Origin of the sequence: Lactiplantibacillus daoliensis (assembly GCF_005405005.1) — a bacterium.
Lineage (GTDB): Bacteria > Bacillota > Bacilli > Lactobacillales > Lactobacillaceae > Lactiplantibacillus > Lactiplantibacillus daoliensis.
Genome location: NZ_BJDH01000003.1, coordinates 232348 through 257573, shown reverse-complemented (window position 1 = coordinate 257573; position 25226 = coordinate 232348). Strand labels below are relative to the sequence as shown.

The window sequence follows — 25226 nt, the reverse complement described above, 5'->3', positions numbered from 1 at the left end:
TATTTTATTTACGGCTTAATTTTCTCGTATTAAGCCATCAATGGTCAAGCAATCTGTTCTTAAACGAGTGACGTTTCCCGTTTTTCGTGAGAAAATACAATTAATTGATTTCGAAGGGGGCGCCACCGTGACTGAACCAAAATTATTAATGCAAACAACGTTACTTGCTGGCGCCATTCTGCTCGAAAATGGGGCGGAAATTGCCCGCGTTGAAGACACCATGCACCGGATTGCGACTAACGCCGGTTATCCCGATGCCCAGATTTTCGTGCTCTTAACAGGAATTACGGTCTCCTTACCTGAAACTGACGCCAGCCAAGTCCGCGCCATTCATCAACGCGGGATGGACTTAGAAAAAGTGGACCAAGTCAACACGTTATCGCGCCAATTTGCCAATCAGACCATTGATCTCAAACAGTTTGCCGAAGCCCTCGCACGCGTTAATCAAGCCGTCCCAACCTTTCCCTTTAGCTGGTTAGTCATAGCCGCTTTAGTCGTTAGTGTGACTTTGATGGTCGCCTTTACAGGACACGCGACTCCGACCGATCTCATTACTTGTGGCCTAGCTGGCATGGTTGGTTTCGCCGCCTATTATTGGGTGAACCGTCTCGCACACATCCGCTTTTTAAGTGAGTTTGTGGGCGCCTTTCTAATTGGCCTCATCACCCTAATCGGCTCTTATCTCACGCAAAATAATTATCATCCTGATGCGATTATTATTGGTGCTGTAATGCCATTGGTTCCCGGAGTTGCCATCACTAATGCGGTCCGCGACACGATGACCGGTAACCTGCTCAGCGGCCCAGCACGAGCAATTGAAGCCATCCTTTCCGCCTGTGCAATTGGACTAGGAATCGCTTTAACATCAATATTCTACTAAAAAGGAGACTGGCAATCATGTGGCATTGGCTGTTTACAACTGGACTCTTACAAACGATTCTCGCTTATCTCGCCACGGCGGGCTTCGGGGTCTTATTAAATATTCCCCGGCGCGCCGTTAATCTTAGCGGCTGGGTCGGCGCTGCCGGCTGGTTAACTTATGAAGTCCTCTATCAAGTTTTACCCACCACCATTGACGTTAAACTGGCCATTGGTAACTTAGTCGCCGCAATTGTCATCGGGGTCGCAAGTGGTCTGGCGGCACACTACAAACAGATGCCCATGATTATTTTTAACATTCCTAGTCTGGTGCCACTGGTACCCGGCGGTCAATCCTACCGCGTCGTGCGTAACTTAGTGACCGGTCACCCTGAGATTGCCAATCAATACTTAGCACAAGTGGTCATCATTGCCGGCGTCATCGCCATTGGCTTTCTCGTCGCCGAATTCATCAATCGCATGACTTGGCACTTGGCGGCGAGTTTAAAACAGCTTTAAAAAACACCACCTTAGCCGAGCAAAGGATTAACTTCGCTGCTGTTAAAGTGGTGTTTTAAACTATTTTCAATTTTTAGTGTACAAGCGTAAAGTACGCGATGACCAAAGCCCCTAAGACGATTCGGTACCAACCGAAGGCCTTAAAGTCGTTCTTCTTAATATAATCCAATAAGAAGCGGATTGATAAGTAAGCAACGATGAAGGAAACAATGACCCCAACGGCCAAGACTGCCCCTTGCAAGCCAGCCAAAGAATTGCCATGATCGAAGTATTTATACAGCTTCAACAGTGACGCCCCAAACATGGTTGGAATCGCCATGAAGAATGAGAACTCAGTTGCAACATAACGAGAAGTCCCAATTAAAATGGCCCCTAAGATAGTTGCCCCAGAACGTGATGTCCCTGGTACTAAGGAAAGTAATTGGAAACAGCCGATGAAGAGTGCTGTCGTGTAAGGTAACGTCTTCAAGTCGCCAAACTTAGGCGTTAATTGCTTGTTATGGTTTTCAATAACAATAAATAGAATCCCATAGATGATCAAGGTCGCTGACACAACGGCCCAGTTCATCAAATGAGCATCCATCCAGTCATTTAACGGTAATCCGATAATGACTGATGGAATGACTGCTAAAATAACTTTACTCCATAAAACCCAAGTATCACGTTTTTCAGTGCTGCTCTTACGTGGGGATAGCGGATTTAACTTATGGAAATATAGCACAACCACCGCCATAATGGCCCCTAATTGAATCACAACGTTGAACATATCCGTGAACTGCGTTGATTGTTGCATCTTGATGAATTCATCAACCAACACTAAATGTCCAGTTGAACTAATTGGTAAGAATTCGGTAATCCCTTCGACAATCCCCAGGATGACCGCTTTAATCATATCTAACAATGTCAGATTCCTTTCTTTTAGGCCGGACGCGCCCCATGCAAGTCCGGTTTGATCACAACTTCCCCAACAATTCCGCCAGACGGTTTGTTTGACGTGGAGAGTCCTGTTGCCGCCTACCGTTTGGAATTATTTAGGGCTGGAGCGTGGTGGGCACGTTTGGAAGCCAAAGAACGGTCTTCCAAGCCGGCCTTTTACTAGGTCGCCGGTAAACCACCGCCAACCAAGTAAAATTTCACCACTGAGCCCTAAATAATCCCAACCTCACGGCTAAATCACTGATCACTATTTAGCCATGAGGTAGCCATACTGGTAGCTCAGCCATGGCGTTTATCTTAGTCACAGTGTTTTTCTGTGGCTTAGATAAAAAACGATTTTCGAGACCGTCCTTTGGCTCGAAAACGTTTCATGGCGTTCCAGCCACCAGCATGGCTACCGGGAGGCGGCAAAGAACCAGTCACCACTATGCCATCTGGATTAAGCTATTTAATTATAGCAATGCTTAACGCTAGTGAATAGCATTTGAAAGTAAGGAATTTGTAAAGTTTAGGCTGATAATTCCGCTAACGCAGTCTCATAAGCCTTTTTAGTTTGTTCGTCGAAACAGACTATCTGAATTAATTCGATGGTCTTCGCCGTGGTGGCCGCAGTCGCTTGCAAGGTTCGCAACGCAATTTCAGCCGCGACTGCCAGTGGAAAATGATACACACCCGTACTAATCGACGGAAAGGCAATCGTTTTACAACCATTAGTTGCAGCCAAGTTTAAGCTATTCCGATAACTATTTGCGAGTAATGTGAGCTCGTGATGTTGGCCGCCCCGCCAAATCGGACCAGGGGTATGCACAACATAGGTCGCCGGCAATCGAAAACCTGGCGTGATTTTAGCTTCACCGGTGGCACAACCATGCAATGGACGACAGACTGCCAGCAGTTCCGGTCCCGCAGCACGATGAATCGCCCCATCAACGCCACCACCACCTAACAAAGTCGTGTTAGCCGCATTCACAATGGCGTCCACCCGACTTTTCGTAATGTCACCTAAGATAATTTCAATTTTAGCCACCCTTAATGCCCCCTAACAATCAAGTCAACACTCGCCATTGCTTGCTGCTTGAGTTGGGCTGCTCCAGGGTGTTGTTTAGCCAATATCTGCAAACCAGTTCGAACTTGCATTAAACTAGCTGCCACGGTTGCCACTGAAACTGATAGATCACTTGTGTGGGGTGTCAACAGGCCAACTAGTCGCGTCTGTAAATTAGCGTAAATTGCCTGAGTTTGGTCCGCGATCAGGGCATCCTGATCTCCCAACTCTGCCATCAAGTTAACCATCAGACATCCCGCTGGCCACCGGTCACTTTGAAATGGCATTAATAAACAGTCAGCCAATAGCGCGGTCAGTGGAGTCCCCATGGCACGATCACGCTGAATCAATTGCGTCAATTGTTCGTCCAAAATCGTTTGATATGCTTGGAGACTGCGGCGTAACGCCACCGACTTGCTGCGATATTGCCGATAAAATTGGGACCGTGATAACTGACTAACCGCTACTAAGTCATCAACAGTCGTCTGTCCATAACCACGCTGCCAGAATTGAACCATCATGGCAGCCGTCGTCGCTGCCGGCGTTAATTTTTGTGAATTTGCCATTTTGACACCTTCCTTAAAAATCACTCGCTAACTAAATACTGAATTCCTCGCACTAGTGCATAAAGATAACTTCCCAACGCAATGACTGCCAACACGGCTACTAGCACAATTGCTAACCAACCACTGTGAGCTAGGTTGTTCATGTAAAACCCTGACACAGCCAGGACAATCAAAAAACAAACGGCCATGATCGTCGGGAGTAGTTGCACCCAAAAGGCGCGCCCAGCTGGTTGATGAACCTCTGGATTGTCACCCGTTAGTGCCCACACAATTAAGGGAAACAGTACCGGCAAGAATAAAATACTCAAATAACTCAAACTATTTATCACACGATTCCGTGTCATCTCGGTCCCCACCCTTCATTAGTTACTCCGAGTATAGCGAACCACGGTCCGGACGGCAAATGATAAAGAAGTCTAAAAATCTTTAGGAGTCTATCAAATTGTGCAGCCCATTAACCGCTCGAATCATTAGTCTGCTATAATTTAAGTTGCATTAGTTAAGATTCGGAGGAAAATCTTTATGATGAAGAAAAAGTTCAAATGGCTCGGCTTACTGGCCGCCTTATTACTAAGTGTTGGGAGCTACCAGTTAGCCGCCCATGCGGATGATAGCTCTGATGAACCAATTGTTACTCTTGGTTCAAGTCTGACTAGCAGCCAAAAGAGCGGTACGATCGACACGTTAACTTCCAGTTTAAACGGTTCTAATTACCAGACACTGACAGTTAACGGTGACACCTTGGTCAAATATCTTAATCCAGCTGGTGAAAACTTTACTAGCAATTCAGGTGTTTGGTCGAGTGCAATGATTCAAAAAACGAGTTCCGGTTCCGGGATCAACGTTAAAATTCTCGACTATAACGGTAGTAATAACATCACCACCATTACCGCCGATCAATATAAAAATGCCGCGTTGACCGCGGGGATTGCGGACGCCAATATCTATGTCACCTCAGCCACCTCGATTGATGGTTCTGGCGCGTTAGCCGGTGTATATGCCGCGTACGCTCAGAACGGGAATGCATTAAACACCCAACAAGTTAACGCCGCACAGAGCGAATTAAGTACCTTGAGTGGCATCACCACCGCTAACAAAGGGAAAGATGGTTACACGGACGCACAATTAAACAACGCCGTGGCTGGCGCCAAAGCCGAAATGGCTAAAAAAGGTAGCAATGTTACCAAGAGTGAAATCACAACTATCGTTAACCAACAAATTACTAACAATAACTTAACTAATGTCATCACCAATAATCAAAAAACAGAAATCATTAACTTATTAGTCAAAATTCGGGATTCCGGTGCCTTAAATTCTTCTAGTTTCAAGACACAAGCTAACTCACTGATGAAAAATATCCAATCCAATGCCAAGGGTATTTTCAGTAAGCTAAACACACCCGAAAATCAAAACTTACTTCAAAAAATTTGGACTGCCATAGTGAACTTCTTCAGTTCCATCGTTAAATCCATCTTTGGTTAAATTTAGTCACAACAAATAACGGTCACACAGTCGCTTCCGGCTGTTGTGGCCGTTATTTGTTAACCAGAGACTTAAAAGCATCACAAATGTACCAGTAACCGTTACATCTATAGGCTCAACCAAATTTAGCGCTCCGTCAGTCAAAACCGGTGTGCTGTGGGGGACGGCGCCAGCCGAAGTACGGTCTGGTACCTCAATTCAAAGCCGGAAAACCACGTCTTTGAATTGCCCCGTAAGATTAGTCAGCCAAGAACGCTGACTAATCTTACCGACACTGCACACCGATTTTGACTGACTCCGCTAAACCTAAATAACTGATTTATCCCCCTCAAAACTACTGATTAGCTGGAGGTTGTTGCTGATAGCATCGGTCTTACACCACGGACAATCCGGGAGATTTGCGATTTTGGCAAAGCTTTCGGGCGAGGATCAAGACGTTTTTGAGGCTTGACCCGCTCCCTCGTTCGCATGTTATCAGCAACAACCGGACGCGGCAGTAATCGACTCTTTCTCATCGCCTGATTGTTAACGTGTGGTGTAGGCTCAGAATTTTCAACCTGCACCCTGGGTTAACCAATTAAAAATCGAAAGACGCAAAAAGTCGTCCAGCACCCACACAGAGGCACTGAACGACTTACTTTAATCATCGATAATTTAACTGATATACCTTAAGCTTCGGCACGCTTGTCTTCGGCATAACTGGCCTTATCAGATTGCTTGCCGGCATTTTCATTGACAAACTTATCCATAAATTCTTCAACCAAGTCCAACGTCTGATATTGCTTAGCTGGACTGAACATTTGGCGCCAAACACGGTTCCGTTGTAATAATTCACTGAAAACAACGTGTTCAACCCGGGCACCTTCGGGAGTCAACTTCAAAACTTTATTCCGACGATCGTGGTCTTCGGCTTCTTGGTATAAGTAATCTTTCCGTAATAACCGGCCGATTAACCGTGAAATTGCTGACCGCGTCACACCATGAGTTTCCGCAATATCCATTAAACGAATCTTACCCTTAGCTTCAGCAATGTCATAAAGGATGTAAAATTCATCTAACGTAATTCCGTGCTCCGTGGCTGGTTCCGCAAACATGTCAGCTAGGTTCTTAAAGCCGTGTAAATACATATGGCTGAATCGGTCAAAAAACTCCATATCTTCGTTCATATTAAAATCTCCCTTTCAATCTAGCGGTTGAATTATGATCAGTCAATGCCCATAATTCGCTCCAAAGTTTTTCTTTAATTAGTAAGCGTCTTTTATCATTTCCCCGATTTAAAGTGTACTAGTATATTTTACGAAATACAAGGAATTTAGGTGAATTTTTATATTAATTTTTTATTTCTAAACTCAGGTTAATCGTCGCATGTGAGTGCAAATAATCAATGAATTGTTCATAGTAATGATCCGTGTTGTACTTAGCGGTACTCAAGTAAATCTGGTTAATCTTCTCAGTGCTCTCACCCAGTAACAAGTAGAACGAATGACCAATATTCTCTGATATAGCTTCAACACTAGCTTGCAACAACTTGCGTTTGAAGAACACAGCCATCCCACCAGATACAGAGAAATTAATCGCATAACGAATTGCAATGGTCTCACCATCAACACCAATCGCTTCTAGCCAGTCCAAGGTGACTAAAACCAATTCCGTCGTGAGTTCTGGACTCTGGAAAACATCTCGAATAAAATGCTCAATTTTGGGATTTTCATCCAACGTTCGCAACAAAAAGCTCATCTGAATCATCGTCCGTTGTTCCGCTGACAGCGCCGTTAGTTGCTCATTACTATAGGTAAACGCACTCAGCATCAATTCGTTCAACATTGTGCTCAACAGGACGATTTTCTTGGGAAAATAGTGTTGTAACAACGATTTACTGATATCACAAGCTTCAGCAATATCCTTCATTTGAACCAAATCATACCCGCTTTCGGCAAATAACCGAAAAGCGGTATTAACAATTTCCATGCGGCGTTGGGTATTTCTTTTTCGTGGCACCGACGCCACCTCCTTCATTATTGATGAGTCGTGCTAACATCGCCACTGATTACACTTGTCATCGTTAAGATAAACCTCGTTAACTATTTTTCAAATAATGTTAAAAAAGACCCAATTAAGACCTTAACCTCTCTAAATAAACTATACTAATATACCATTCAATGCAACTTATTTTTGCTTATTCATTAAATTAATTGCATCCAAGCTAATTGTGTCGGCTTCCATGCTCAATAATTATCAAATTGTTTAATAATCGTTAAATCCTAAATTTGCGCTCGAGAATAGCCATTAAAACGAATTATTATGAGCTCTTTAAGAAACGGGTAGTACCCATTAAATTAACAAATTAAGCGCTTTCTTGAATTGCAAACTGTGGTAAACTTAAAACAATAAATGTTCGAGGAGGCTTTCAACATGAGTACAAACAATTCATACAAATTAGCCGATATCGGTCGTAGCAACCCCATCTTTTCACAAATTCGGTCCACGATTGAAACCGCCTTTTATGGCAACAACATGACTCACATTCCGAATGTCGCGACAGCCTATGAATTAGCTGTCCAAGGGCCCGGGACCATTCAAACCGATTTGCCAATCTATCGGCCTACTGATCTCGGCCTGCCTGCAGACGCTAAGATGTTAATCGACAACACTGGTAAAGTCGTTGGTCGGACCGCCCAAGCCCGGCGGATTCTTGGCGATGAAGGCGTGGATGAAGCTGATATGGCAGGACGTTTACGTCAGGCCGTATACAACGGCCAGCAAAAACACTTCATTAAAACCGACGTACTGGTTGGCCTAGATGAAGATTTCATCGTTCGCGCCCATTTAGCAATCCCAGAAGGTTATGCCAATAACTTGCTCTCGTATATGTTGAACTTCCAACCAATTACCGAGCATTACCAAGAGATGTTCGATAACTCCGTGGCCTATCCTGAAGGCGACATTTACATCTATGCAGACCCAAGCTATCACGATCCTGATTATCCAGATGGTTTGGCGTTATTCGATCCTAAACATAATGCAGCGGCCATCTTGGGGATGCCATACTTTGGAGAACTCAAGAAATCCACGTTAACATTAGCTTGGTCCATTGCTCATCGGCACGGCTACGTTTCCTGTCATGGTGGTTTAAAAGCTTTCCATTTCAAGGACAAGCAAGATCAAGTCTTCGCAATGTTTGGTCTCTCTGGTTCTGGGAAATCCACGCTAACTCACGCTAAACATGGTTATAAATATGACATCACGGTGTTACATGACGATGCTTTCGTCATCAATCGCAAAAACGGGAGTTCCGTGGCGCTAGAACCATCTTACTTTGACAAAACTAATGACTATCCGATGACCTCTGACGAAACCAAGTACTTTATGACGATTCAAAATGTCGGCGTTACTTTGGATGATCAGGGACGCAAAGTCTTAGTCACTGAAGATTTACGTAACGGCAACGGTCGGACCATCAAGTCGCGTTATGCTTCAACGAACCGTGTCGATAAAGAAAATGCCCCAATCAATGCTATCTTCTGGATTATGAAAGACGACAGCCTGCCACCAGTCATTAAAGTAGACGATCCTGTTTTAGCAGCGACTTTCGGCGCAACGCTAGCAACTAAACGCAGTTCTGCTGAAAATATCGTTGGTAATATTGACCGTAACGCACTCGTTATCGAACCATTTGCAAATCCATTCCGAGTTTATCCATTATCGGAAGATTATCACGATTTCAAAGCGTTATTCGAAGAACGTCACCTCGATTGCTACCTATTGAACACTGGTTCATTTGGTGATAAGAAGATTCCTAAGGAAATTACTTTAGGCGCCTTAGAAGCAATCGTCAATAATACGACTGAATGGGAATCCTTTGCCGGCTGTGATCACATGCAAAACTTGAAACTAGCTGACTTCCCAGTTGATTATGACAACGCTGACTACCGCAATTTGGTGGCAACTCGTCTAGGTATTCGGGCCAACTTTGTGGACCAATATCAGCACACCCACAACGACCGTTTACCACATGAAATTACCGATGTCTTAGTTAAATTGCAAAGACAATTAACAGACAAAGTAACTCGTTAGCCATTCGCGCCCCGTTTTTTCCGATTTAAGGTTATAATAAAAGTATCAGTTACCGCACTGAACTTTTACGAATTCTAATAATCGGGGTGAGGAGCATGGAACTACCATTGAGCCAATTGTCAGAAAAACTGATTGCTTTTGAACGTCAGCACCATCTCACAGACGGTGATTTAGCTTTCGGCAGTCAAATATCTGTTGAACGGATTCATAACATTAAATCCGGCGAAGTAACACCAACACAAGACGAAGTACAACTGTTGAAGAAATATATGAACAGTAAAGCCAAGGCTTAGTCGCCCGATTAGCTTAAGACATCCATTAAGTTGGATGTCTTTTTTGTTTCGGTGGACAGAAAAAGCCGTCCATCAAAAGATGGACGACTTATGCCAACGTCAGTGACGTTAGTTTTGATTACATATGGATTGCAAAGCTAGGAGTGTAGTATGCAGTACTCTTAACAGATGCAGGATCACCGTAGTCATGGGCACCAATATATTGGCCACCGCCTAAGTAAATCGCAACGTGATAAGGTGCACTGTCAGAACCCCAGAATACTAAGTCGCCAGCTTGTGCTTGGCCGAATGAAACATGGGCGCCAAGAGTAGCTTGTGCGTAAGTCGTCCGACCGATTTGACGGCCAGCCTTAGCAAAGGCAGCTTGTGTAAATGCTGAACAGTCTAATACTTCGTAAGGAGTCCCTACTAAAGTATAAGCAGCTGAGATTGCTGAGCTTGAACTAACGTTAGTGTTAGTTGCTTGGCTTTGGGTAGTCGTTGCAACACGGGCACTCCGACGGTAAGTCGTAGGTGTCGTGTTTTGACTTTGACTAGTTGAAGCTTGAGTTGTTGAAGCTTGAGTTGTTGAAGCTTGACTAGTTGAAGCTGATGAAGAAACAGAGCTTTGGCTAGCTTGGCTAACAACACTTGAGCTTTGTGAAGTAGCTGCGGCGCTTGATGCGACAGAGCTGCTTACACTAGCAGTTGAAGTGCTTGATTGAACAGCAGCACTTGATGAAACAACGCTGCTTGAAGCTGCTTCGCTCGTGCTACTTGCACTAGTAACAGATGAGCTGGTAGCAACAGCACTAGTTGCTTGGCTACTTGTTGAAGTAGCAGCACTCGTTGACTTAACACTGCTTGCACTAGCAGTAGCGGTCTTTGAGCTGTCAGAAGTCTTAACACCAGGGATGTTAATCTTTTGGCCGGCAACGATGAAATCAGCGCTACCTAATTTGTTTTCTTTAACAATTTGGTCGATTGAAACGTGATACTTTTGTGAATATGCCCAAACTGTGTCCCCAGATTTGATAGTCATTGAATCTGCGTTTGCGACTGCTTGGCTGGTTACCATTAAACCGGCTAATGCAGCAGTACCTAACATAACTTGCTTAATATTTACTTTTTTCATTTTAATGATGATCACTCCAAGAAGAATGTCACGCATATGTACTTCAAGCCAATACCTATGATACTCAATAAGTGTTACATACAAGTACCAACAAAATAACAATATGTTACGAAAGTTACAGAACCTTAACAATATACCACAAACGTAACAATTAAATTTTAGAATGCCTTAACGGCGCGGTTTTAAAGTGGACAATCATTGACCATTTGAACCTTTTATGGCAAAACTTTTTTAAAAAAGTTTTAAAATACTCATAAAAAATAAAAGGAAGCGCTTGATTTAATCATGCGCTTCCCTAATTTGTTACATTTCTCGATGACGATGGTGGGTTCGGGGTAATCCTAACAACCAACGAATATCGTTTCCTGTAAAGTTCAATTTCAAAAATTCAGTCTGACTGGCTTGCTCATACATCGTAGCGAGGACCTCATTATCAAGATCCACCACCCTTTGAGCAATGACGTCATCAAATAAATACAACAGGGTTGCATCCGCAATTTTGCTAACCGTAAAAATCTCATTGGCATTTTCAAATAAAGCTTCTTTCGAACGCTGTAACTGGACTTGCTTAAAATTATCATAGGCATGATTGAGTACTTGTTCTGCTTCGGTCATCAACACAGTTGTTTCGGCCATAATGGCACCCCCTTGAATACCCTAATTTTAACGGGTAACCTCCCAGATAGCCACAGCTTGCCGTCGATTTGTTCGAAAATTTGTTATACTGATTGAAGTTACGGAGGTAATTAACTTGACGAAGTCCGATGAGCGTTACTATCAACCAAATGACATCAAAGATGCGCTCCAAACGATCCAAAAATTATTCAATTCATATACCAATGCGCCACTGACGCCCGAACTACTTGCCTATCACCAAAAGTTAGTTCACCAATTAGAAACGAACCTACTGCCGCTCGCGCAACAAAACCAGGATAAACTGCGTTCTGACCAAATTAACAGCATGATGGCTGTCATGCAAGATTGGACAAAATTACGCTTAAGCGGCCAAATTTTCAACGGCAAGATGCAACACTTTAAGTTTGTCAGCAAAGATCAACCACAGTTCAAACGACGGGTTCATAAAATCCGCGGTGGGCAAAATCATCGGGCTAGTCGGCATTAGTTAGGGCTTGCAAGCGCTCAATTTTGCGGTATACTAATTATTGTACTTGGGCCTTTAGCTCAGTTGGGAGAGCGCCTGCTTCGCATGTAGGAGGTCGTCGGTTCAAATCCGGTAAGGTCCATTGATTATTAAAACGATTAGAAGCTGACAATTTTGTCGGCTTTTTTTGTCGGCGCTAATTTGTTCCAGTCATTGTTTAGGCTTATAATTTAACCAATCAAAAGGGATAGATAGGGGATTAACACTATGGACAAAGAAACTAACGACGAATTAGTCGCGGCATTAACCGATCAGCTCAGTGCTGCTTATACGGCTGCCCAGAAAACCAATGACCTGGCTATGCAAAAATTATTATTAGCCAACGCTACTGATTTAAACAACGAAAAACCTTATTTGGATGTCATTACGAATTTGACGCATGATATCTCAAAATATTATATTCATAACCACCAAGTACCCGAGCCGGTCATGGCAATTTATCGTGAATTGCAAGCCGATGTTAAGGCTGGCAAGATTGATGCTGATGAAATGCGCCAGCGGAACATTGCCCTCGGAATTATCATGTCACCGGTCATGTTTGGTGGGATGTAACTGTACGATCACTAAAAATGCAACCTTGTTGAAACAACTCAACGAGGTTGCATTTTTTCATGTCATGATGTTGCTAATTATATCAGCAATCTTTTACCATCAACCCACACAACATCTGCTATAGTAGAGCTATTAAGAAGACATATTCGTAAGGAGACATACTTTTATGGCAAATCGTTATTTGCATAACGTACAGGGACTATTTGACACGATTGCCCCCAACTATGATCGCATGAATAATATTATCAGTCTGGGAACGCATCGCCACTGGCGTAAGCAAACGATGGCCCAGATTAAGCTCGCGCCCAACGCGCACGCCCTTGACTTATGTTGTGGCACTGGTGACTGGACAATCGCGATTGCGCAAGAACTTGACCAAACTGGCGAAGTCATCGGCTTTGATTTTTCAGCACCGATGCTAAAAATCGCGCAACAGAAAGTTAGCCAAGCTAAATTAGCTGACCGAGTCTGGCTCAGACGTGGCAACGCCATGCACTTACCTTTCAAAGACAACACCTTTGACCTAGTCACAATTGGTTTTGGTTTACGTAATTTACCAGATAAACCCCAAGCCTTGGCCGAAATATATCGAGTGCTCAAACCCGGCGCTCAGCTAGTTTGTTTAGAAACGTCACAGCCCGATCAACCAATCATTAAACCCGTTTGGCAATGGTATTTTACCAAAGTTGTGCCACTATTCGGACGACTTTTCGCCCACCAATATCAAGAATATTCCTATTTACAAGAAACCACGCGCCACTTCGTCAGCTACCGCCAACTTGTAGGCTTATTCGAACAGGCCGGCTTTGAAACCGTTCATTATACCCGCTTCAATTTCGGAGCGGCCGCGGCTCACTTCGGCACGAAACCGGCAAGTTTCCATGGCTAAACTCGCTGATTTAAATACCTGCTTAGCTTGGTTAACGCAACCGGCCACACCATTACCACAAGTCGACGGCTTGATTTTATGTGGGAACAGTCTGCCGTTGACCGCACAACTGGCTGCTCGAACTGCAACTGAACAACAACTTCCTACTATTGTAATTGCCGGTGGCATCGGTCACGCGACCAAATATCTACGACAGAACATGGGTGTTGTTAACGATCTGAGCGAAGCAGTGTTAATGGCTGATATTGTGCGACAATCCGGTTATCAAGGAAAAATTCTGCAAGACCAGACCTCTACCAACACCGGTGCCAATGCTGATCATGCGCACGCGTTGGCACCGTCCAACTGGCATCACATTCTGCTTGTTCAGGATCCACTATTGGCGCTACGTAGCCAACTAACTTTCGAAAAAGTTTGGGGAATCTCCTACCAATTTGAGCGGCTACTGCCACCGGCTTTCCAACTCAGCCAACTTAATCCCGTGGCATTTGGGTTGCATCGCGCCTATCAAAATGCTTGGCCAACTGCTTACTTCACCGAATTATTATTGGGCGAAATCCAGCGTTTATGGGATACCCCCGCGGGCTACGGTCCAAACGGGAAGAGGTTCATCCAACATGTGACCCTCCCCGAGAACGTATTAGCAGCCTACCAGCGACTTTTAAAAGAATCTTTACAACGTGAACGCTAACTAAAAACAGCTACCACTAACTGAATCAAGGTTAATGGTAGCTGTTTTCGTTAATCATCAAATATTTCTGGATACAAATTACGCAAACGCTGCGCTAACTGCTGGCCCGCTGCTTGTGACCCAGCTATGTCCAAATGCACCCCATCTGTTGTACTTAATTCCCAGTTCGCCGTTTCAATTAACTGAACCGTCATAAATGCTGGCACTACTGTCCGAATCACCTGATCGAATCGCTGATTAAATGGCACCAACACTGCAATTCGACTATTCGGATACAAATCCTGCACTTGATTAATGAACTGTTTTAACAAAGCCGTAAAACTTTCGGCTGATTCCAAACCATCATTCGTCCCAACATTAATCACGACAGCATCCGTGGGTGTTGGCTGCCAAGGGGTTTGCCGATCAATCGCGGTCAAAACATTGGGTAGTGGCGGCACACCACCACGCCCCGGTTTATTGACCCCGATAGCACTATATGCGATCCGCACATCATGCGTATTCAATAAATCACTCGCAATCGCTGCATAGTTTGCTTCGCCACGATAATCCCTAGCAGGTGTTTTGCCAGCCACCCAACAACCAGCTGTAATTGAATCGCCAATAAAGGTCAAACTGTGGCGGCCTGGTTTAACTGCTGCTAAAGTCCCATCCGTTTGCAGCGCTTCGACCGCAAAACCACTTGCACCATCCCAAACTGGATCTAAATCAGTATTCCCACTCATAACCACCCGCACTACATGGGGTTGTCCATCTAGCGTTAAGCGAAAAGGCATTGTTTTAACTGCGACCCGTTGATATGGCAAGCCATCGATCTGAATGGCGACCCACGCACTGGCTGTCGCGGCCAAATCTAACAAGTTAATCGTAACAAAGCTCGCCTGTTTCACTTGGAACCAAAAAGCGGCGCCTAAATTCGTACTAAACATGACACGAGTCTTTTTAATCGTTTTAGCTGCCCAGCGGCCTTGAAAATAGGCCGGCATGACGGGATTGTTCGCCGTCGTTAATTGATATTGCATTTTCTCACTCCATTAATTCTTAATCTTATTTTGCAAACTTGATACCCGTCAATTTCTAATCAAGGACTAGCTTATATACTAGACTCATCAAATCAAATAAGGAGTCTTCAATATGAAATTTCAACAGTTCTTAACTAAACATACGAACCAAATTACACTAATCACTGGGATTCTCATCGCACTCGGTTTTCTCAGCAAATACGCACTCAATTATGTCCTTGGTTATCAAGTCTTTCTAGCAGTCGCTTCGATCATCGCGGTCGTTCCAATCGCCGTTCGCGCATGGAGCGCCTTGATCAATAAAGTTTTCAGTATCGAACTCTTAGTTAGTATTGCCGTTATCGGGGCTTTCATCATCGGTGAATTTAACGAATCCGCAATCGTGACGTTCTTATTCTTATTCGGGTCATATCTCGAAAGCAAAACCCTTCAAAAAACACGCAACGCGATCAAAGGGTTGACCGATTTATCACCAACCACAGCTACCTTAGTGACAGACGCTGGAACTGAAGAAGTTGACGTGGATGATGTTGACGAAGGTGATGTCGTCCTCGTTAAAACTGGGAGTCAAGTGCCCGTTGACGGGACTGTCGTTGAAGGCAATGGGTATATCAACGAAGCTTCCATCACTGGTGAATCGCGCCAAATCAACAAGAATCTCGACGATCAAGTTTACTCCGGAACCATTGTTGAAAACGGCTATTTAAAGATCAAAGCCACTCAAGTTGGTGACGACACGACCTTTGCCAAAATTATTGAACTCGTCGAAGAAGCACAGGATACGAAGTCGAAGGCTGAAAAGTTTATTGACCGCTTCGCGCAATATTATACCCCCGCTGTCCTCGTCTTAGCTGCTTTGGTGTTCGTCTTCTCCCGTGATTTCCGGCTGGCGATCACTGTCTTAGTACTTGGCTGCCCTGGTGCCTTGGTCATCGGCGCACCCGTTTCAAATGTTGCCGGGATTGGGAATGGTGCTAAACGTGGTATTCTCATCAAAGGTGGCGAAGTCGTCGATACCTTTGCCAAAGTGGATACTTTAGTTTTTGATAAAACTGGGACTTTAACAGAAGGTAACACCGCTGTTTCAAGCTTCAAGGCTTACACTGACAATCAAGATCAATTACTAAACCTTGCCGCAACCGTCGAAGGCGTTTCCGACCATCCACTTGGTAAAGCCATCATTGATTACGCCGGTAGCCACGCACAAGCTAGCGAAGCCCTTACCTTGGACAATACTGAAACCGTAAAAGGTCAAGGAATCTGCGCCGAAGTCAACCAATCACAAATCGTCATCGGCAACCAAAAGATGTTAACCGCACATGACATTAGTTTATCGCCAGACCAAGCTCACGACTTAAGTGACATGCAACAAGCCGGTAAATCAACTGTCATCATGGCAATCGACGGCGTCGTTCAACTGATCTTCGGTATTTCTGACACCGTTCGTCCTAACGTTAAAGAATCCTTAGCGGCCCTAAAGACCCAAGGCATCAAACGCTTAGTTATGTTAACAGGTGACAATGAATTAACTGCCGACGCGGTCGCTCGTGAACTCAATATTGATGAAGTCCACGCGAACCTCTTACCAGAAGAAAAAGTCGATTACGTGAAACAGCTCAAAGCTGACGGTAACACTGTTGCCTTTATCGGTGACGGGATTAACGACAGTCCCTCAATCGCCAACGCGGACATTGGAATCGCCATGGGCAGTGGGACTGACGTCGCCATCGATACTTCCGATGTCGTGCTCATGCAATCCAGCTTCCCAGCGTTAGTTCACGCCCACGGCTTAGCTAAAAAAACCGTTTTGAACACTCGCGAAAACATTATCATTGCCATCGCGACCGTTGCCTTCTTATTAATTGGTTTAATCTTCGGTTACATTTACATGGCTAGTGGCATGTTCGTCCACGAAGCCAGCATCTTAGTCGTCATCTTCAATGCAATGCGCTTAATCAACTTCCGGACCAAGTTCGACAAGACCCGCGAAGAATCCGTACCATCAGCTGCCACAACTACTGCTTAATTAAGTGAGCTTAAAGCGACCACCTTCAAATTTGAGGGCGGTCGTTTTTTTGATAACTAGCTAAAAGGTTGAAAAACTCGAAAGCATCACAAATGTCGCAGCACCAGTAACCATTACGTCTAAAGTCGACTTGCCAAAATTCAGCGCTCCGTCAGTCAAAATCGGTGTACTGTGGGGGACGGCGCCAGCCAAAGAACGGTCTAGCGCCTCAATTCCAAGCCGACACTGCACACCGATTTTAACTGACTCCGCTAAATGCAATCAACTGATAATCACTGATTAGCTGGAGGATTGGACGAGGCTCAAGACGTTCCTGAGGCTTGAACCGGTTCCTCGTCCGCATGCTATTGGCAACAACCGGAATCGGCAGTAATCGACTAGTTTTCATGACCTGATTGTTGATATAGTGGCACAGACCAGCGACTTTTAACTTTAATCCTTTAGTAACCAGTAATGATGAAACAAAATAGTTGCCTCCAGATACCCATGGGGGTATATTAATAACATTAATTAAACCTATTGGAGGACTTACAATGATTAAAGAAATTCATGACCAAGATTTTGCCAAGGAAACTGATACTGGGATTGCCGTTGTCGACTTTCGCGCTGACTGGTGTCCACCATGTAAGATGATGGATCCTATTTTGCAATCACTATCTGAGGACCCAGCTTACAAGGATAAAGTCAATTTCGTTTCATTGAATGTTGATAACGACCAAGAAGTTGCTAGCCAATTCCAAGTTCAAGGCATTCCAACATTCTTAATCAAAAAGGACGGCCAAATAATCAGCCACATGGTGGGCGCCCGTCCCAAGTCCAATTTTGAAATTGAATTACAGAAAGCCGTCAACTAGTTATGGCAACCGCTGAAACGCACTACGTTACCCGCAAACAGATTACAACCCGTTTAAAACGGTCGGCTGGGCAGCTGGACGGTGTCTTACGGATGATGGACGAAGATCGTTCTTGTGACGACGTGCTCGTGCAATTATCCGCCGTTAAATCCAGCATCGATAAAGCCATGAAGCTCGTCATTGCGCGCAATATCAACAACTGTGTGGATAATATGACTGATGTCGACGTTGAGAACTTAGAACATTCATTAGATCTTTTATTAAAAACGAAATAAGACTAAAAAAATCCGCCGGTTTAGGCGGATTTTTTTGTTTCAATTATTTATCGTCCCAATTTCCCTTTTTCCAATCATCATGGGCCCAACTATCCTTGTCCCAGTCGTCTTTTTTATCATCTGATTTGGGTTCATCATTGGGCCGATTCTTGGCACGGCGCATTAATACTGCCGTCGAAATGACGGTAACAAAGCCAGTTGCTAGGATGAACACAACTGTCCAAGTAACAATTTCGCTAATCGACATGGTTTTGCACCTCCATTTTTTAATAGCGCTAGTATAGCGCAACTCGACAGCAAAACCAACCTAATACCAATGATTGGAGGTAAATCCTGTACCGAACTGCTTTAATCGAAAACTAAACCGCGTTGAATAATTGCCTTAATGATAAGGCAACGACTAAATAGCGACCTTCGATTAGCTCACAGACTAATCCAAGGTCGCTATTTTTAGCTTCATTAACGTTTAATCTTCGTCGTCATCATCGTCTTCTTCGTCCAAACCATCGCGGGCATCCTGGCCTAAGAAAGCTTGTAATTGTCGAATGTTCCGGTTGTTACTACCACGGTAGCCCACTAACCAAGCAGCTAATGCGGGCCGAGATTCCTTTTCGGCTAATTTGATGGCCCGATCAACGAACAAGTTTTCCGTATCGAAATCCTTAATCGTCGCTGCGACCAACGTGTCAGCGTCATTGTACTTGAAGGCCCCGTTTTCTTCTAACATTGAATACTTGGTTAATTCCGCCGTTGTTGCGGATGGTTTCTGGGCCTCGTCCAGTAACAAGTCAGCCAGCTCAGCAAAATTCTTAGTATTCAAAGCAATCAAACGCGCGTATTCGTTCCGTAAGCTAAATGAATTCGCCCCTTTGACGTACCATTTAACCTGATTTAACTTCACATATTCCACCATCAGATTAGATAAAATATGGTTCGTCATCGCGCCCGCCGTTGGGACATGATGATCGATGTCACTTTGTTTTAATTCTGCTGCATATTGATCTTCAATCGTTAATTCGCTCATTAGGGTTCCTCCTTATTTGACCTTGACGCTTTGAACTTCGTAGCCCAAACCGGTCACAACATCCGTCAACTTATCCGCATCAGTAACACCTTCATCAAAGTTTGTTTTTACTTTGCTGGCATTGAACAAAACTTTGACATTTTCCACGCCACTTTGATTTTCCAATGCCTTTTCAATTTTAGTCATGCATGATGGGCAAGTTAAGGTACCTAGTTGCATCGTTGCTTTTGCCATAATAATTACCTCCATTAAATTAGTACTGATTGAATACTGCTAGTTTACAAGTTGAACCGGCTTTTGAACTTGACCGCCATCAAGAAATGGCAACTTTTTCTTTAACTTGCTTGACGGTATAGCCTAATTCAGTTACCACATCCGCTAGCGTCTCGCCGGTCGTCACGGTTTCATCAAAACTAACTTTGACCTTGCTAGCATTAAACAAAACTTTGACGGTTTGCACACCAGCTTGCTTTTCCAACGCCTTCTGAATCTTAGTCATGCACGATGGGCAAGTTAACGTATCCAGTTGCATAATTGCCTTAGTCATTTTTAATTACCTCCGTTTGATTACTTGATGGCTTTATCATAACGGGAATTTATTGATAAAAACTTGACCGGCATCAAGAAACAAAATCTTTTTTCGTTATATGATAATGGTGTTCAAAAGATGAGTCATCGTTATATCTATATAGTAGAAACTTGTCGACCACCAGATGAGTGAAGCCCATTTATAAGTTGGAAACCACCGCCCAACGAGGACGATCTTTACAAACAATAAAAAGCTAACACACGTAAAACTCTGATATAGTTATGATGAAAGATAAGGGAGGTTAATATTATGTCAGCGCACGCAACTCACGAATGCGTTCAATTAGTACCTATTTTTCAAGAACTCGCGGCAGATCAGCTTGATACAATCGAGTCCATCGTGCAACATCATCATTATTTACCTGGGGAAACGCTATTTAATGCGGATGATCCTCTGGACACGTTGATGATTGTTTCGGGTGGTCAGGCAAAAGTTTATCAATTGGCAGCCAATGGTCGGGAGCAATTATTATATTTATTACAGACTGGGGATATTGATGGTGAAGCCGCCCTATTCGAAAATAAGCGACGCACCTCATATGGGGAAGCCTTAGTGCCAACGGATGTTTGTAGCATCCGTCGCGAAGACTTTCAAACATTAATGCAAAAATATCCAAGCATCAGCATTAACGTACTAAATGTCTTTGGCAAACGGTTGACCCAACTGGAACGGCAGACAACCAGTACGGCCACTGAATCCGTGGAAGCGCGGCTGGCAAATTACCTCACGGAAACGGCCGCTTCACTTAAAGTAACGGCCTTTAAATTGCCACTCAAAAAAAAAGACCTCGCTACCTTCTTAGGGACGACGCCTGAAACCATCAGTCGCAAGTTAACTCGGTTTGAACAAGTAGGGCTTATTACTCAAAAGCCTGGTAAGATCATTCAAATCAATGATGCGGACCAATTACTCTTAATTGAATAACATCGCATTGGTCGGGGCAAATCCCGGCCTTTTTTCGCGCCGACAATTTTAATCTACGTTATAATTAAAGCTGTATTAGAAAATTAATCGAGGAGTGGATTTAATGGCAACAATCAGTCAAACCGCAGTTAAACAAGATCTCTATGACGCCGTCAATGGTGACTGGCTCAAAACCGCCGAAATTCCCGACGATCATGCATCGACCGGTGGTTTTATGGACCTCGTTGATGCGATTGAAAAAACGTTAATGCACGATTTTGATGCCATGGCCGCGGGTGAAACCGAACCAACTGACCCGCAGCTAGCTGAATTCATTAAATTTTATCAATTAACCAAAGACTTCAAGCAGCGTGACGCTGCGGGCGCCAAGCCCATCTTGCCTTGTTTAAAACAAATTGACAGCTTAAGTGATTTTGCCGATTTACAACAACGCATGCCAGACTGGATTTACGATGGGTTACCACTACCATTCAGCTTGGACGTTGACGCCGACATGAAGAACACCAAGGTCAATGCGCTCTTTGCCCAAGCACCTGGCACAATTTTGCCAGATAAGACGTATTATGATGAAGGCAACGAATCCGGGCCAAAACTATTGGCAGTCTATGGTCAAATGATGACCCAACTATTGCAATTAACCGGCTACAAAGAAGCTGAAGCGCAAAAGATCGTTGACGACACCTTAAAATTTGACCGCTTGATCGTGCCATGGGTCAAAAGTGCTGAAGAAGCCGCTGACTACAGTAAAATGTACAATCCCCGCGACTTCAAAGACTTCGCCAATGACAGCAAGTACCTCGATTTAGCTGCCATCACCTATTCAGTCATCAATGGCAATCCAGAAGTTGTCATCTTGCCAGAACCTGCTTTCTTTGATCACTTTAATGAAGTTATCAATCCTGAAAACTTCGACATGATGAAGAATTGGATGAAAGCTAAGCTCGTTCAACGTTTAAGCGGCTACTTGAGTGATGAAATGCGGACACTTGGGACGACCTATTCACGAACCTTGTCTGGTCAAAAGGAACCGCGTAACCAAGCCAAAAGTGCCTACTACTTAGCCACCGGAACCTTCGATCAAGTCGTCGGCCTTTATTATGGTCACAAATACTTTGGTGAAGCTGCCAAAGCCGATGTCCATCAAATGGTCGAAAAAATGATTGGGGTTTATAAGCGCCGTTTGGAAGCGAACACTTGGCTCAGTGCTGATACCCGTGCCAAAGCGGTCACTAAGCTGAATAATCTGGGCATCCAAGTTGGTTATCCAGACAAGCTAGAAGCCGTTTATACGAAATTCCATACCCTGTCAGCCAAAGACGGTGGGAGCATTTTGAGTAATGCGCTCGCTTTTGGTCGCATCGCGCGTAAAGACATGTTTGCCAAATGGGGCCAGCCGACCGATCGGACTCGTTGGGAAATGAGTGCTGACACGGTCAATGCCTATTACCATCCATTTATGAATATCATTGTGTTCCCAGCCGCCATTTTACAAGCACCATTCTATAGTTTGGAACAATCTTCCAGCGCTAACTATGGTGGGATTGGGGCTGTGATCGCCCATGAGATTTCACACGCTTTCGATAATAACGGGGCACTATTCGATGAATTTGGGAACTTGCATAACTGGTGGACTGAAGCAGATTCTGCCCATTTCAAAGAATTAGCAAAGTCAATGATTACCGAATTTGACGGCCTTGACTTCGCCGGTGCTAAAGTGAACGGAACCTTAACCGTCTCCGAAAATATTGCGGATGCCGGTGGTTTAAGTTGTGCCGAAGAAGCTGCCAAGAGTGAAGACGACGTTGATTTAAGTGCCTTCTTCACCAACTGGGCCATGGTTTGGCGGATGAAAGCAACTAAGCAATATATGCAACTATTGCTTTCCATCGATGTCCATGCACCAGCTAAATTACGGGCAAACGTCCAACCAAAGAACTTAGATGATTTCTATACCACTTTTGACATTACCCCTGAAGATCCAATGTATCTTGCACCAGAACAACGCGTCAAGATCTGGTAGTTTCAAATTATCACTAAAACGTCTGGTGTCTACCAGGCGTTTTTTAAGTCTTACTAAGGAGAAAACGATGCCCAAACTAGAAAAGTATCATCCAATTTTAACGCCCAACTACACGTTTGACTGGCTGACAAAAACTAAAGTAAAAGACCTATTTACGCTGCTTCAACAAACTCAGCCCTCATCAAAAGCAACCACCCTCAGCATCGCTGACGAAACCAATCAAACGATGCGTGATATTTTTCATGACAAAAAGTTGATCTGGGGAATTACCGACCGCAAATCCAACCAATTCATTGGTCAAGCCGGCTTTGATCCGCTTGATTTAACCAATCAGACTGGCACATTAACCGTCACGCTCTTACCAGATTACCAACAACTGACGGTGCTAACTGAAATTTATGACCGCTTAGTGTCTTTTGCCGGCCATGAATTAGGCTTAACAACGCTAACCACGGTGCAATCACAACCAAATCCAGCACTAATCAAGTTATTGACCAAACTAAACTTCAAAGAAATAACCGACAACACGTTTACATTAAAATTTTAAATCAGCTTTCAATTTAGGCTCACTTTCACAAGCAAGTGAGCCTTTTTTTGTTTATGTTTGCGCTTTCAAGAGCTATCCTTTATAATCAAACTATGACATGTGGTTAACTATTTTTACAGAAAAATATCAAAATCGTTAACTTCGATTATTAGTGATATATCAGCGTTTAGTTATCACCAGATTAACGAAAATAATCATTTTTCTGCTGATTTTGGTTGCGTTTTCTTTTTAATAAAGTACAATTAAATTGTTACCTAATTCATGACACACAATTTCATTTGTGAAATCGCTAACATTAATTAAGGAGTGTTTTTAATATGAAAGTTATCGTTATTGGCTGTACCCACGCTGGCACTGCGGCAGTTAATCAAATCTTGGCCTCAAATCCTGATACTGACCTAACCATTTACGAAAGAAATGACAATGTTTCCTTCCTTTCCTGTGGGATTGCGCTCTATTTAGGCGGCCAGGTCGCTGATCCACAAGGCCTTTTTTATTCAAATCCAGAAAAATTAGCTGAACTCGGCGCCACGGTTCATATGCAGCACGACGTCACCAACATTGATACAGACCAACATACGGTAACCGTTAAGGACTTAGTTAGTGGTGAAGTCAAAACAGATCACTATGACAAATTAATCATGACCACTGGTTCTTGGCCTGTTATCCCACCAATCGACGGGATTGACAATCCAAACGTCTATCTCTGCAAAAATTGGGGGCATGCCCAAAAACTGTGGACTGACGCCAAGGATGCTAAGCGCGTCATTGTCATCGGGGGAGGCTATATTGGGACTGAATTAGTTGAAGCTTACCAACGACAAGGTAAAGAAGTCACCTTAATTGACGGCTTACCACGAATTTTAAATAAATATTTAGATCAAGACTACACTGACCGAATTGAACAAGACTTCGTTGACCATGGTATCAAAATGGCCCTTGGACAAATGGTCAAAGGCTTTAGCGGCGACGGCGATAAAGTCACTGTAACAACTGACAAAGGTAGCTACACCGCTGACATGGCAATTCTATGCGTCGGTTTCCGCCCCAATACTGAGCTCCTCAAAGGCAAAGTTGATATGAATGCCAACGGTTCAATCAAAACCAACGACTACATGCAAACCTCTGATCCAGATATTTTTGGTGCTGGCGATTCCGTGGCTGTTCATTACAACCCAACCCATAAAGACGCCTATATTCCATTGGCAACTAACGCGGTTCGTCAAGGGACATTAGTTGGGATGAATATTTTCAAACCAACTCGGAAATACATGGGGACGCAATCAACTTCAGGCTTGATGTTATTCGGCAAAACCATCGTTTCTTCTGGGATGACCTTAGAACATGCCAAAGCAGAAGGTGTGCCGGCCGCAGCTGTTACCGTTGAAGATAACTATCGGCCAGAGTTCATGCCAACCACGACACCAGTCTTAATGCAGTTGGTTTACAACCCAGAAACACGGGTTATTCTAGGTGCGCAATTCATGAGTGAATACGATGTCTCCCAATCAGCGAACACCATTTCAGTATTGATTCAAAACAACAATACCATTGATGACTTAGGCTTTGTGGACATGTTCTTCCAACCAATCTATGACCGGCCATTCAACTACTTGAACATTCTCGGCCAAGCAGCGATTGCTCAGGAAGCCAACAAAGTTACCGAATAACCAAGTCTCACCCACTTTCAATGTGGTAGTCACAGGCTAGCAATTTTCAACGTGTAACCTTTAGTTGACCTGTGATAAAAATGCCACTCCAAGC

The 25226-nt window shown here is 43.9% G+C and carries 29 protein-coding genes and 1 tRNA gene; 17 read left to right on the top strand and 13 right to left on the bottom strand.

What is annotated here, in order from left to right; all coding sequences use genetic code 11:
* The first annotated feature begins 148 nt into the window (after nucleotides 1-148).
* Nucleotides 149-880 (top strand): threonine/serine exporter family protein, encoded by a 732-nt coding sequence (locus FFM64_RS05470; protein WP_379858593.1) that lies wholly within the window; start codon nucleotides 149-151, stop codon nucleotides 878-880.
* Between the two features lie 17 nt (nucleotides 881-897).
* Nucleotides 898-1377, top strand: a complete 480-nt coding sequence (locus tag FFM64_RS05465; protein ID WP_137606993.1) for a threonine/serine exporter family protein — start codon at nucleotides 898-900, stop codon at nucleotides 1375-1377.
* 73 nt (nucleotides 1378-1450) lie between these two features.
* On the opposite strand, the gene FFM64_RS05460 is transcribed toward FFM64_RS05465, so the two are convergent.
* From FFM64_RS05460 to FFM64_RS05445, 4 genes are all read right to left on the bottom strand, one after another.
* Nucleotides 1451-2278: an undecaprenyl-diphosphate phosphatase gene (locus FFM64_RS05460; RefSeq protein ID WP_137606992.1), complete on the bottom strand. Its 828-nt coding sequence runs from the start codon at nucleotides 2276-2278 to the stop codon at nucleotides 1451-1453.
* 543 nt (nucleotides 2279-2821) lie between these two features.
* Nucleotides 2822-3340, bottom strand: coding sequence for an O-acetyl-ADP-ribose deacetylase (locus FFM64_RS05455; RefSeq protein WP_137606991.1), 519 nt, complete (start codon nucleotides 3338-3340; stop codon nucleotides 2822-2824).
* A gap of 2 nt (nucleotides 3341-3342) precedes the next feature.
* Nucleotides 3343-3924 carry a TetR/AcrR family transcriptional regulator gene (locus FFM64_RS05450; protein WP_137606990.1) on the bottom strand — a complete coding sequence of 194 codons (582 nt, stop codon included), beginning with the start codon at nucleotides 3922-3924 and terminating at the stop codon, nucleotides 3343-3345.
* Between the two features lie 20 nt (nucleotides 3925-3944).
* Nucleotides 3945-4268, bottom strand: a complete 324-nt coding sequence (locus tag FFM64_RS05445) for a magnetosome magnetite crystal formation protein family (protein WP_137606989.1) — start codon at nucleotides 4266-4268, stop codon at nucleotides 3945-3947.
* Between the two features lie 181 nt (nucleotides 4269-4449).
* On the opposite strand from FFM64_RS05445, the gene FFM64_RS05440 reads away from it, so the two are divergent.
* Nucleotides 4450-5406 (top strand): DUF1002 domain-containing protein, encoded by a 957-nt coding sequence (locus tag FFM64_RS05440; protein WP_379858590.1) that lies wholly within the window; start codon nucleotides 4450-4452, stop codon nucleotides 5404-5406.
* A gap of 668 nt (nucleotides 5407-6074) precedes the next feature.
* On the opposite strand, the gene FFM64_RS05435 is transcribed toward FFM64_RS05440, so the two are convergent.
* Both FFM64_RS05435 and FFM64_RS05430 read right to left on the bottom strand, forming a co-directional pair.
* Nucleotides 6075-6572, bottom strand: a complete 498-nt coding sequence (locus FFM64_RS05435; RefSeq protein WP_137606987.1) for a MarR family winged helix-turn-helix transcriptional regulator — start codon at nucleotides 6570-6572, stop codon at nucleotides 6075-6077.
* Nucleotides 6573-6735: 163 nt separating this feature from the next.
* Nucleotides 6736-7374 (bottom strand): TetR/AcrR family transcriptional regulator, encoded by a 639-nt coding sequence (locus FFM64_RS05430; protein ID WP_171000314.1) that lies wholly within the window; start codon nucleotides 7372-7374, stop codon nucleotides 6736-6738.
* A 444-nt stretch (nucleotides 7375-7818) separates the two neighbouring features.
* Between FFM64_RS05430 and FFM64_RS05425 the strand changes: the two genes are divergently transcribed.
* Nucleotides 7819-9480, top strand: coding sequence for a phosphoenolpyruvate carboxykinase (ATP) (locus FFM64_RS05425; protein ID WP_137606985.1), 1662 nt, complete (start codon nucleotides 7819-7821; stop codon nucleotides 9478-9480).
* A 95-nt stretch (nucleotides 9481-9575) separates the two neighbouring features.
* Entirely contained in the window at nucleotides 9576-9773 is a 198-nt protein-coding gene (locus FFM64_RS05420) for an LBP_cg2779 family protein (RefSeq protein ID WP_137606984.1), read from the top strand.
* A 118-nt stretch (nucleotides 9774-9891) separates the two neighbouring features.
* Here the strand turns inward: FFM64_RS05420 and FFM64_RS05415 are convergent, their stop codons facing one another.
* Together FFM64_RS05415 and FFM64_RS05410 are read right to left on the bottom strand one after the other, a co-directional pair.
* Entirely contained in the window at nucleotides 9892-10887 is a 996-nt protein-coding gene (locus tag FFM64_RS05415) for a C40 family peptidase (RefSeq protein WP_223876900.1), read from the bottom strand.
* A gap of 303 nt (nucleotides 10888-11190) precedes the next feature.
* A complete protein-coding gene (locus tag FFM64_RS05410; protein WP_137606982.1) occupies nucleotides 11191-11523 on the bottom strand; it encodes a hypothetical protein in 333 nt (110 codons plus the stop codon).
* A 115-nt stretch (nucleotides 11524-11638) separates the two neighbouring features.
* Here FFM64_RS05410 and FFM64_RS05405 point away from each other — a divergent pair, with 115 nt between their 5' ends.
* The 5 genes from FFM64_RS05405 (at nucleotide 11639) to FFM64_RS05385 (ending at nucleotide 14181) form a co-directional block, all read left to right on the top strand.
* Nucleotides 11639-12010, top strand: coding sequence for a hypothetical protein (locus tag FFM64_RS05405; protein ID WP_137606981.1), 372 nt, complete (start codon nucleotides 11639-11641; stop codon nucleotides 12008-12010).
* Between the two features lie 48 nt (nucleotides 12011-12058).
* A tRNA-Ala gene (locus tag FFM64_RS05400) sits at nucleotides 12059-12131 on the top strand.
* A 125-nt stretch (nucleotides 12132-12256) separates the two neighbouring features.
* A complete protein-coding gene (locus FFM64_RS05395) occupies nucleotides 12257-12601 on the top strand; it encodes a bacteriocin immunity family protein (protein WP_137606980.1) in 345 nt (114 codons plus the stop codon).
* Between the two features lie 166 nt (nucleotides 12602-12767).
* Nucleotides 12768-13490 carry a demethylmenaquinone methyltransferase gene (locus FFM64_RS05390; RefSeq protein ID WP_137606979.1) on the top strand — a complete coding sequence of 241 codons (723 nt, stop codon included), beginning with the start codon at nucleotides 12768-12770 and terminating at the stop codon, nucleotides 13488-13490.
* Nucleotides 13483-14181, top strand: coding sequence for a YdcF family protein (locus FFM64_RS05385; RefSeq protein WP_137606978.1), 699 nt, complete (start codon nucleotides 13483-13485; stop codon nucleotides 14179-14181). Before FFM64_RS05390 ends, FFM64_RS05385 begins: the two co-directional genes overlap by 8 nt.
* 50 nt (nucleotides 14182-14231) lie before the next feature.
* Here the strand turns inward: FFM64_RS05385 and FFM64_RS05380 are convergent, their stop codons facing one another.
* A complete protein-coding gene (locus FFM64_RS05380) occupies nucleotides 14232-15203 on the bottom strand; it encodes an SGNH/GDSL hydrolase family protein (protein WP_137606977.1) in 972 nt (323 codons plus the stop codon).
* A gap of 112 nt (nucleotides 15204-15315) precedes the next feature.
* Between FFM64_RS05380 and FFM64_RS05375 the strand changes: the two genes are divergently transcribed.
* The 3 genes from FFM64_RS05375 (at nucleotide 15316) to FFM64_RS05365 (ending at nucleotide 18358) form a co-directional block, all read left to right on the top strand.
* Entirely contained in the window at nucleotides 15316-17229 is a 1914-nt protein-coding gene (locus tag FFM64_RS05375; protein ID WP_137606976.1) for a heavy metal translocating P-type ATPase, read from the top strand.
* A 533-nt stretch (nucleotides 17230-17762) separates the two neighbouring features.
* On the top strand, nucleotides 17763-18083 hold the full coding sequence (locus FFM64_RS05370; RefSeq protein WP_137606975.1) for a thioredoxin family protein: 321 nt from the start codon (nucleotides 17763-17765) through the stop codon (nucleotides 18081-18083).
* A 2-nt stretch (nucleotides 18084-18085) separates the two neighbouring features.
* Nucleotides 18086-18358 (top strand): metal-sensitive transcriptional regulator, encoded by a 273-nt coding sequence (locus tag FFM64_RS05365; RefSeq protein ID WP_137606974.1) that lies wholly within the window; start codon nucleotides 18086-18088, stop codon nucleotides 18356-18358.
* 43 nt (nucleotides 18359-18401) lie between these two features.
* On the opposite strand, the gene FFM64_RS05360 is transcribed toward FFM64_RS05365, so the two are convergent.
* From FFM64_RS05360 to FFM64_RS05345, 4 genes are all read right to left on the bottom strand, one after another.
* On the bottom strand, nucleotides 18402-18605 hold the full coding sequence (locus tag FFM64_RS05360) for a hypothetical protein (protein WP_137606973.1): 204 nt from the start codon (nucleotides 18603-18605) through the stop codon (nucleotides 18402-18404).
* A 219-nt stretch (nucleotides 18606-18824) separates the two neighbouring features.
* Nucleotides 18825-19382 (bottom strand): ferritin-like domain-containing protein, encoded by a 558-nt coding sequence (locus FFM64_RS05355; protein WP_137606972.1) that lies wholly within the window; start codon nucleotides 19380-19382, stop codon nucleotides 18825-18827.
* A 12-nt stretch (nucleotides 19383-19394) separates the two neighbouring features.
* Complete coding sequence (locus FFM64_RS05350; protein WP_171000301.1) at nucleotides 19395-19616, bottom strand: heavy-metal-associated domain-containing protein; 222 nt, start codon at nucleotides 19614-19616, stop codon at nucleotides 19395-19397.
* A 79-nt stretch (nucleotides 19617-19695) separates the two neighbouring features.
* Nucleotides 19696-19929, bottom strand: coding sequence for a heavy-metal-associated domain-containing protein (locus FFM64_RS05345; RefSeq protein WP_137606971.1), 234 nt, complete (start codon nucleotides 19927-19929; stop codon nucleotides 19696-19698).
* Between the two features lie 291 nt (nucleotides 19930-20220).
* Here FFM64_RS05345 and FFM64_RS05340 point away from each other — a divergent pair, with 291 nt between their 5' ends.
* The 4 genes from FFM64_RS05340 (at nucleotide 20221) to FFM64_RS05325 (ending at nucleotide 25132) form a co-directional block, all read left to right on the top strand.
* The gene (locus FFM64_RS05340) at nucleotides 20221-20895 is read left to right on the top strand and encodes a Crp/Fnr family transcriptional regulator (RefSeq protein WP_137606970.1); all 675 of its coding nucleotides are present in this window, start codon (nucleotides 20221-20223) and stop codon (nucleotides 20893-20895) included.
* A gap of 103 nt (nucleotides 20896-20998) precedes the next feature.
* Entirely contained in the window at nucleotides 20999-22915 is a 1917-nt protein-coding gene (locus FFM64_RS05335) for a M13 family metallopeptidase (RefSeq protein ID WP_137606969.1), read from the top strand.
* Between the two features lie 67 nt (nucleotides 22916-22982).
* Complete coding sequence (locus FFM64_RS05330; RefSeq protein WP_137606968.1) at nucleotides 22983-23462, top strand: GNAT family N-acetyltransferase; 480 nt, start codon at nucleotides 22983-22985, stop codon at nucleotides 23460-23462.
* A 317-nt stretch (nucleotides 23463-23779) separates the two neighbouring features.
* The gene (locus FFM64_RS05325; protein ID WP_137606967.1) at nucleotides 23780-25132 is read left to right on the top strand and encodes an FAD-dependent oxidoreductase; all 1353 of its coding nucleotides are present in this window, start codon (nucleotides 23780-23782) and stop codon (nucleotides 25130-25132) included.
* Nucleotides 25133-25226: the final 94 nt, after the last annotated feature.

What these genes read in the sequence shown, in the direction of transcription:
- FFM64_RS05470 (WP_379858593.1), top strand. Translation starts at nt 149, where the DNA reads ATGCAAACAACGTTACTTGCTGGCGCCATTCTGCTCGAAAATGGGGCG.
- FFM64_RS05465 (WP_137606993.1), top strand. Translation starts at nt 898, where the DNA reads ATGTGGCATTGGCTGTTTACAACTGGACTCTTACAAACGATTCTCGCT.
- FFM64_RS05450 (WP_137606990.1), bottom strand. Translation starts at nt 3,924, where the DNA reads ATGGCAAATTCACAAAAATTAACGCCGGCAGCGACGACGGCTGCCATG.
- FFM64_RS05445 (WP_137606989.1), bottom strand. Translation starts at nt 4,268, where the DNA reads ATGACACGGAATCGTGTGATAAATAGTTTGAGTTATTTGAGTATTTTA.
- FFM64_RS05440 (WP_379858590.1), top strand. Translation starts at nt 4,450, where the DNA reads ATGAAGAAAAAGTTCAAATGGCTCGGCTTACTGGCCGCCTTATTACTA.
- FFM64_RS05435 (WP_137606987.1), bottom strand. Translation starts at nt 6,572, where the DNA reads ATGAACGAAGATATGGAGTTTTTTGACCGATTCAGCCATATGTATTTA.
- FFM64_RS05430 (WP_171000314.1), bottom strand. Translation starts at nt 7,374, where the DNA reads ATGGAAATTGTTAATACCGCTTTTCGGTTATTTGCCGAAAGCGGGTAT.
- FFM64_RS05425 (WP_137606985.1), top strand. Translation starts at nt 7,819, where the DNA reads ATGAGTACAAACAATTCATACAAATTAGCCGATATCGGTCGTAGCAAC.
- FFM64_RS05420 (WP_137606984.1), top strand. Translation starts at nt 9,576, where the DNA reads ATGGAACTACCATTGAGCCAATTGTCAGAAAAACTGATTGCTTTTGAA.
- FFM64_RS05415 (WP_223876900.1), bottom strand. Translation starts at nt 10,887, where the DNA reads ATGAAAAAAGTAAATATTAAGCAAGTTATGTTAGGTACTGCTGCATTA.
- FFM64_RS05410 (WP_137606982.1), bottom strand. Translation starts at nt 11,523, where the DNA reads ATGGCCGAAACAACTGTGTTGATGACCGAAGCAGAACAAGTACTCAAT.
- FFM64_RS05395 (WP_137606980.1), top strand. Translation starts at nt 12,257, where the DNA reads ATGGACAAAGAAACTAACGACGAATTAGTCGCGGCATTAACCGATCAG.
- FFM64_RS05390 (WP_137606979.1), top strand. Translation starts at nt 12,768, where the DNA reads ATGGCAAATCGTTATTTGCATAACGTACAGGGACTATTTGACACGATT.
- FFM64_RS05385 (WP_137606978.1), top strand. Translation starts at nt 13,483, where the DNA reads ATGGCTAAACTCGCTGATTTAAATACCTGCTTAGCTTGGTTAACGCAA.
- FFM64_RS05380 (WP_137606977.1), bottom strand. Translation starts at nt 15,203, where the DNA reads ATGCAATATCAATTAACGACGGCGAACAATCCCGTCATGCCGGCCTAT.
- FFM64_RS05375 (WP_137606976.1), top strand. Translation starts at nt 15,316, where the DNA reads ATGAAATTTCAACAGTTCTTAACTAAACATACGAACCAAATTACACTA.
- FFM64_RS05370 (WP_137606975.1), top strand. Translation starts at nt 17,763, where the DNA reads ATGATTAAAGAAATTCATGACCAAGATTTTGCCAAGGAAACTGATACT.
- FFM64_RS05365 (WP_137606974.1), top strand. Translation starts at nt 18,086, where the DNA reads ATGGCAACCGCTGAAACGCACTACGTTACCCGCAAACAGATTACAACC.
- FFM64_RS05360 (WP_137606973.1), bottom strand. Translation starts at nt 18,605, where the DNA reads ATGTCGATTAGCGAAATTGTTACTTGGACAGTTGTGTTCATCCTAGCA.
- FFM64_RS05355 (WP_137606972.1), bottom strand. Translation starts at nt 19,382, where the DNA reads ATGAGCGAATTAACGATTGAAGATCAATATGCAGCAGAATTAAAACAA.
- FFM64_RS05350 (WP_171000301.1), bottom strand. Translation starts at nt 19,616, where the DNA reads ATGGCAAAAGCAACGATGCAACTAGGTACCTTAACTTGCCCATCATGC.
- FFM64_RS05345 (WP_137606971.1), bottom strand. Translation starts at nt 19,929, where the DNA reads ATGACTAAGGCAATTATGCAACTGGATACGTTAACTTGCCCATCGTGC.
- FFM64_RS05340 (WP_137606970.1), top strand. Translation starts at nt 20,221, where the DNA reads ATGTCAGCGCACGCAACTCACGAATGCGTTCAATTAGTACCTATTTTT.
- FFM64_RS05335 (WP_137606969.1), top strand. Translation starts at nt 20,999, where the DNA reads ATGGCAACAATCAGTCAAACCGCAGTTAAACAAGATCTCTATGACGCC.
- FFM64_RS05330 (WP_137606968.1), top strand. Translation starts at nt 22,983, where the DNA reads ATGCCCAAACTAGAAAAGTATCATCCAATTTTAACGCCCAACTACACG.
- FFM64_RS05325 (WP_137606967.1), top strand. Translation starts at nt 23,780, where the DNA reads ATGAAAGTTATCGTTATTGGCTGTACCCACGCTGGCACTGCGGCAGTT.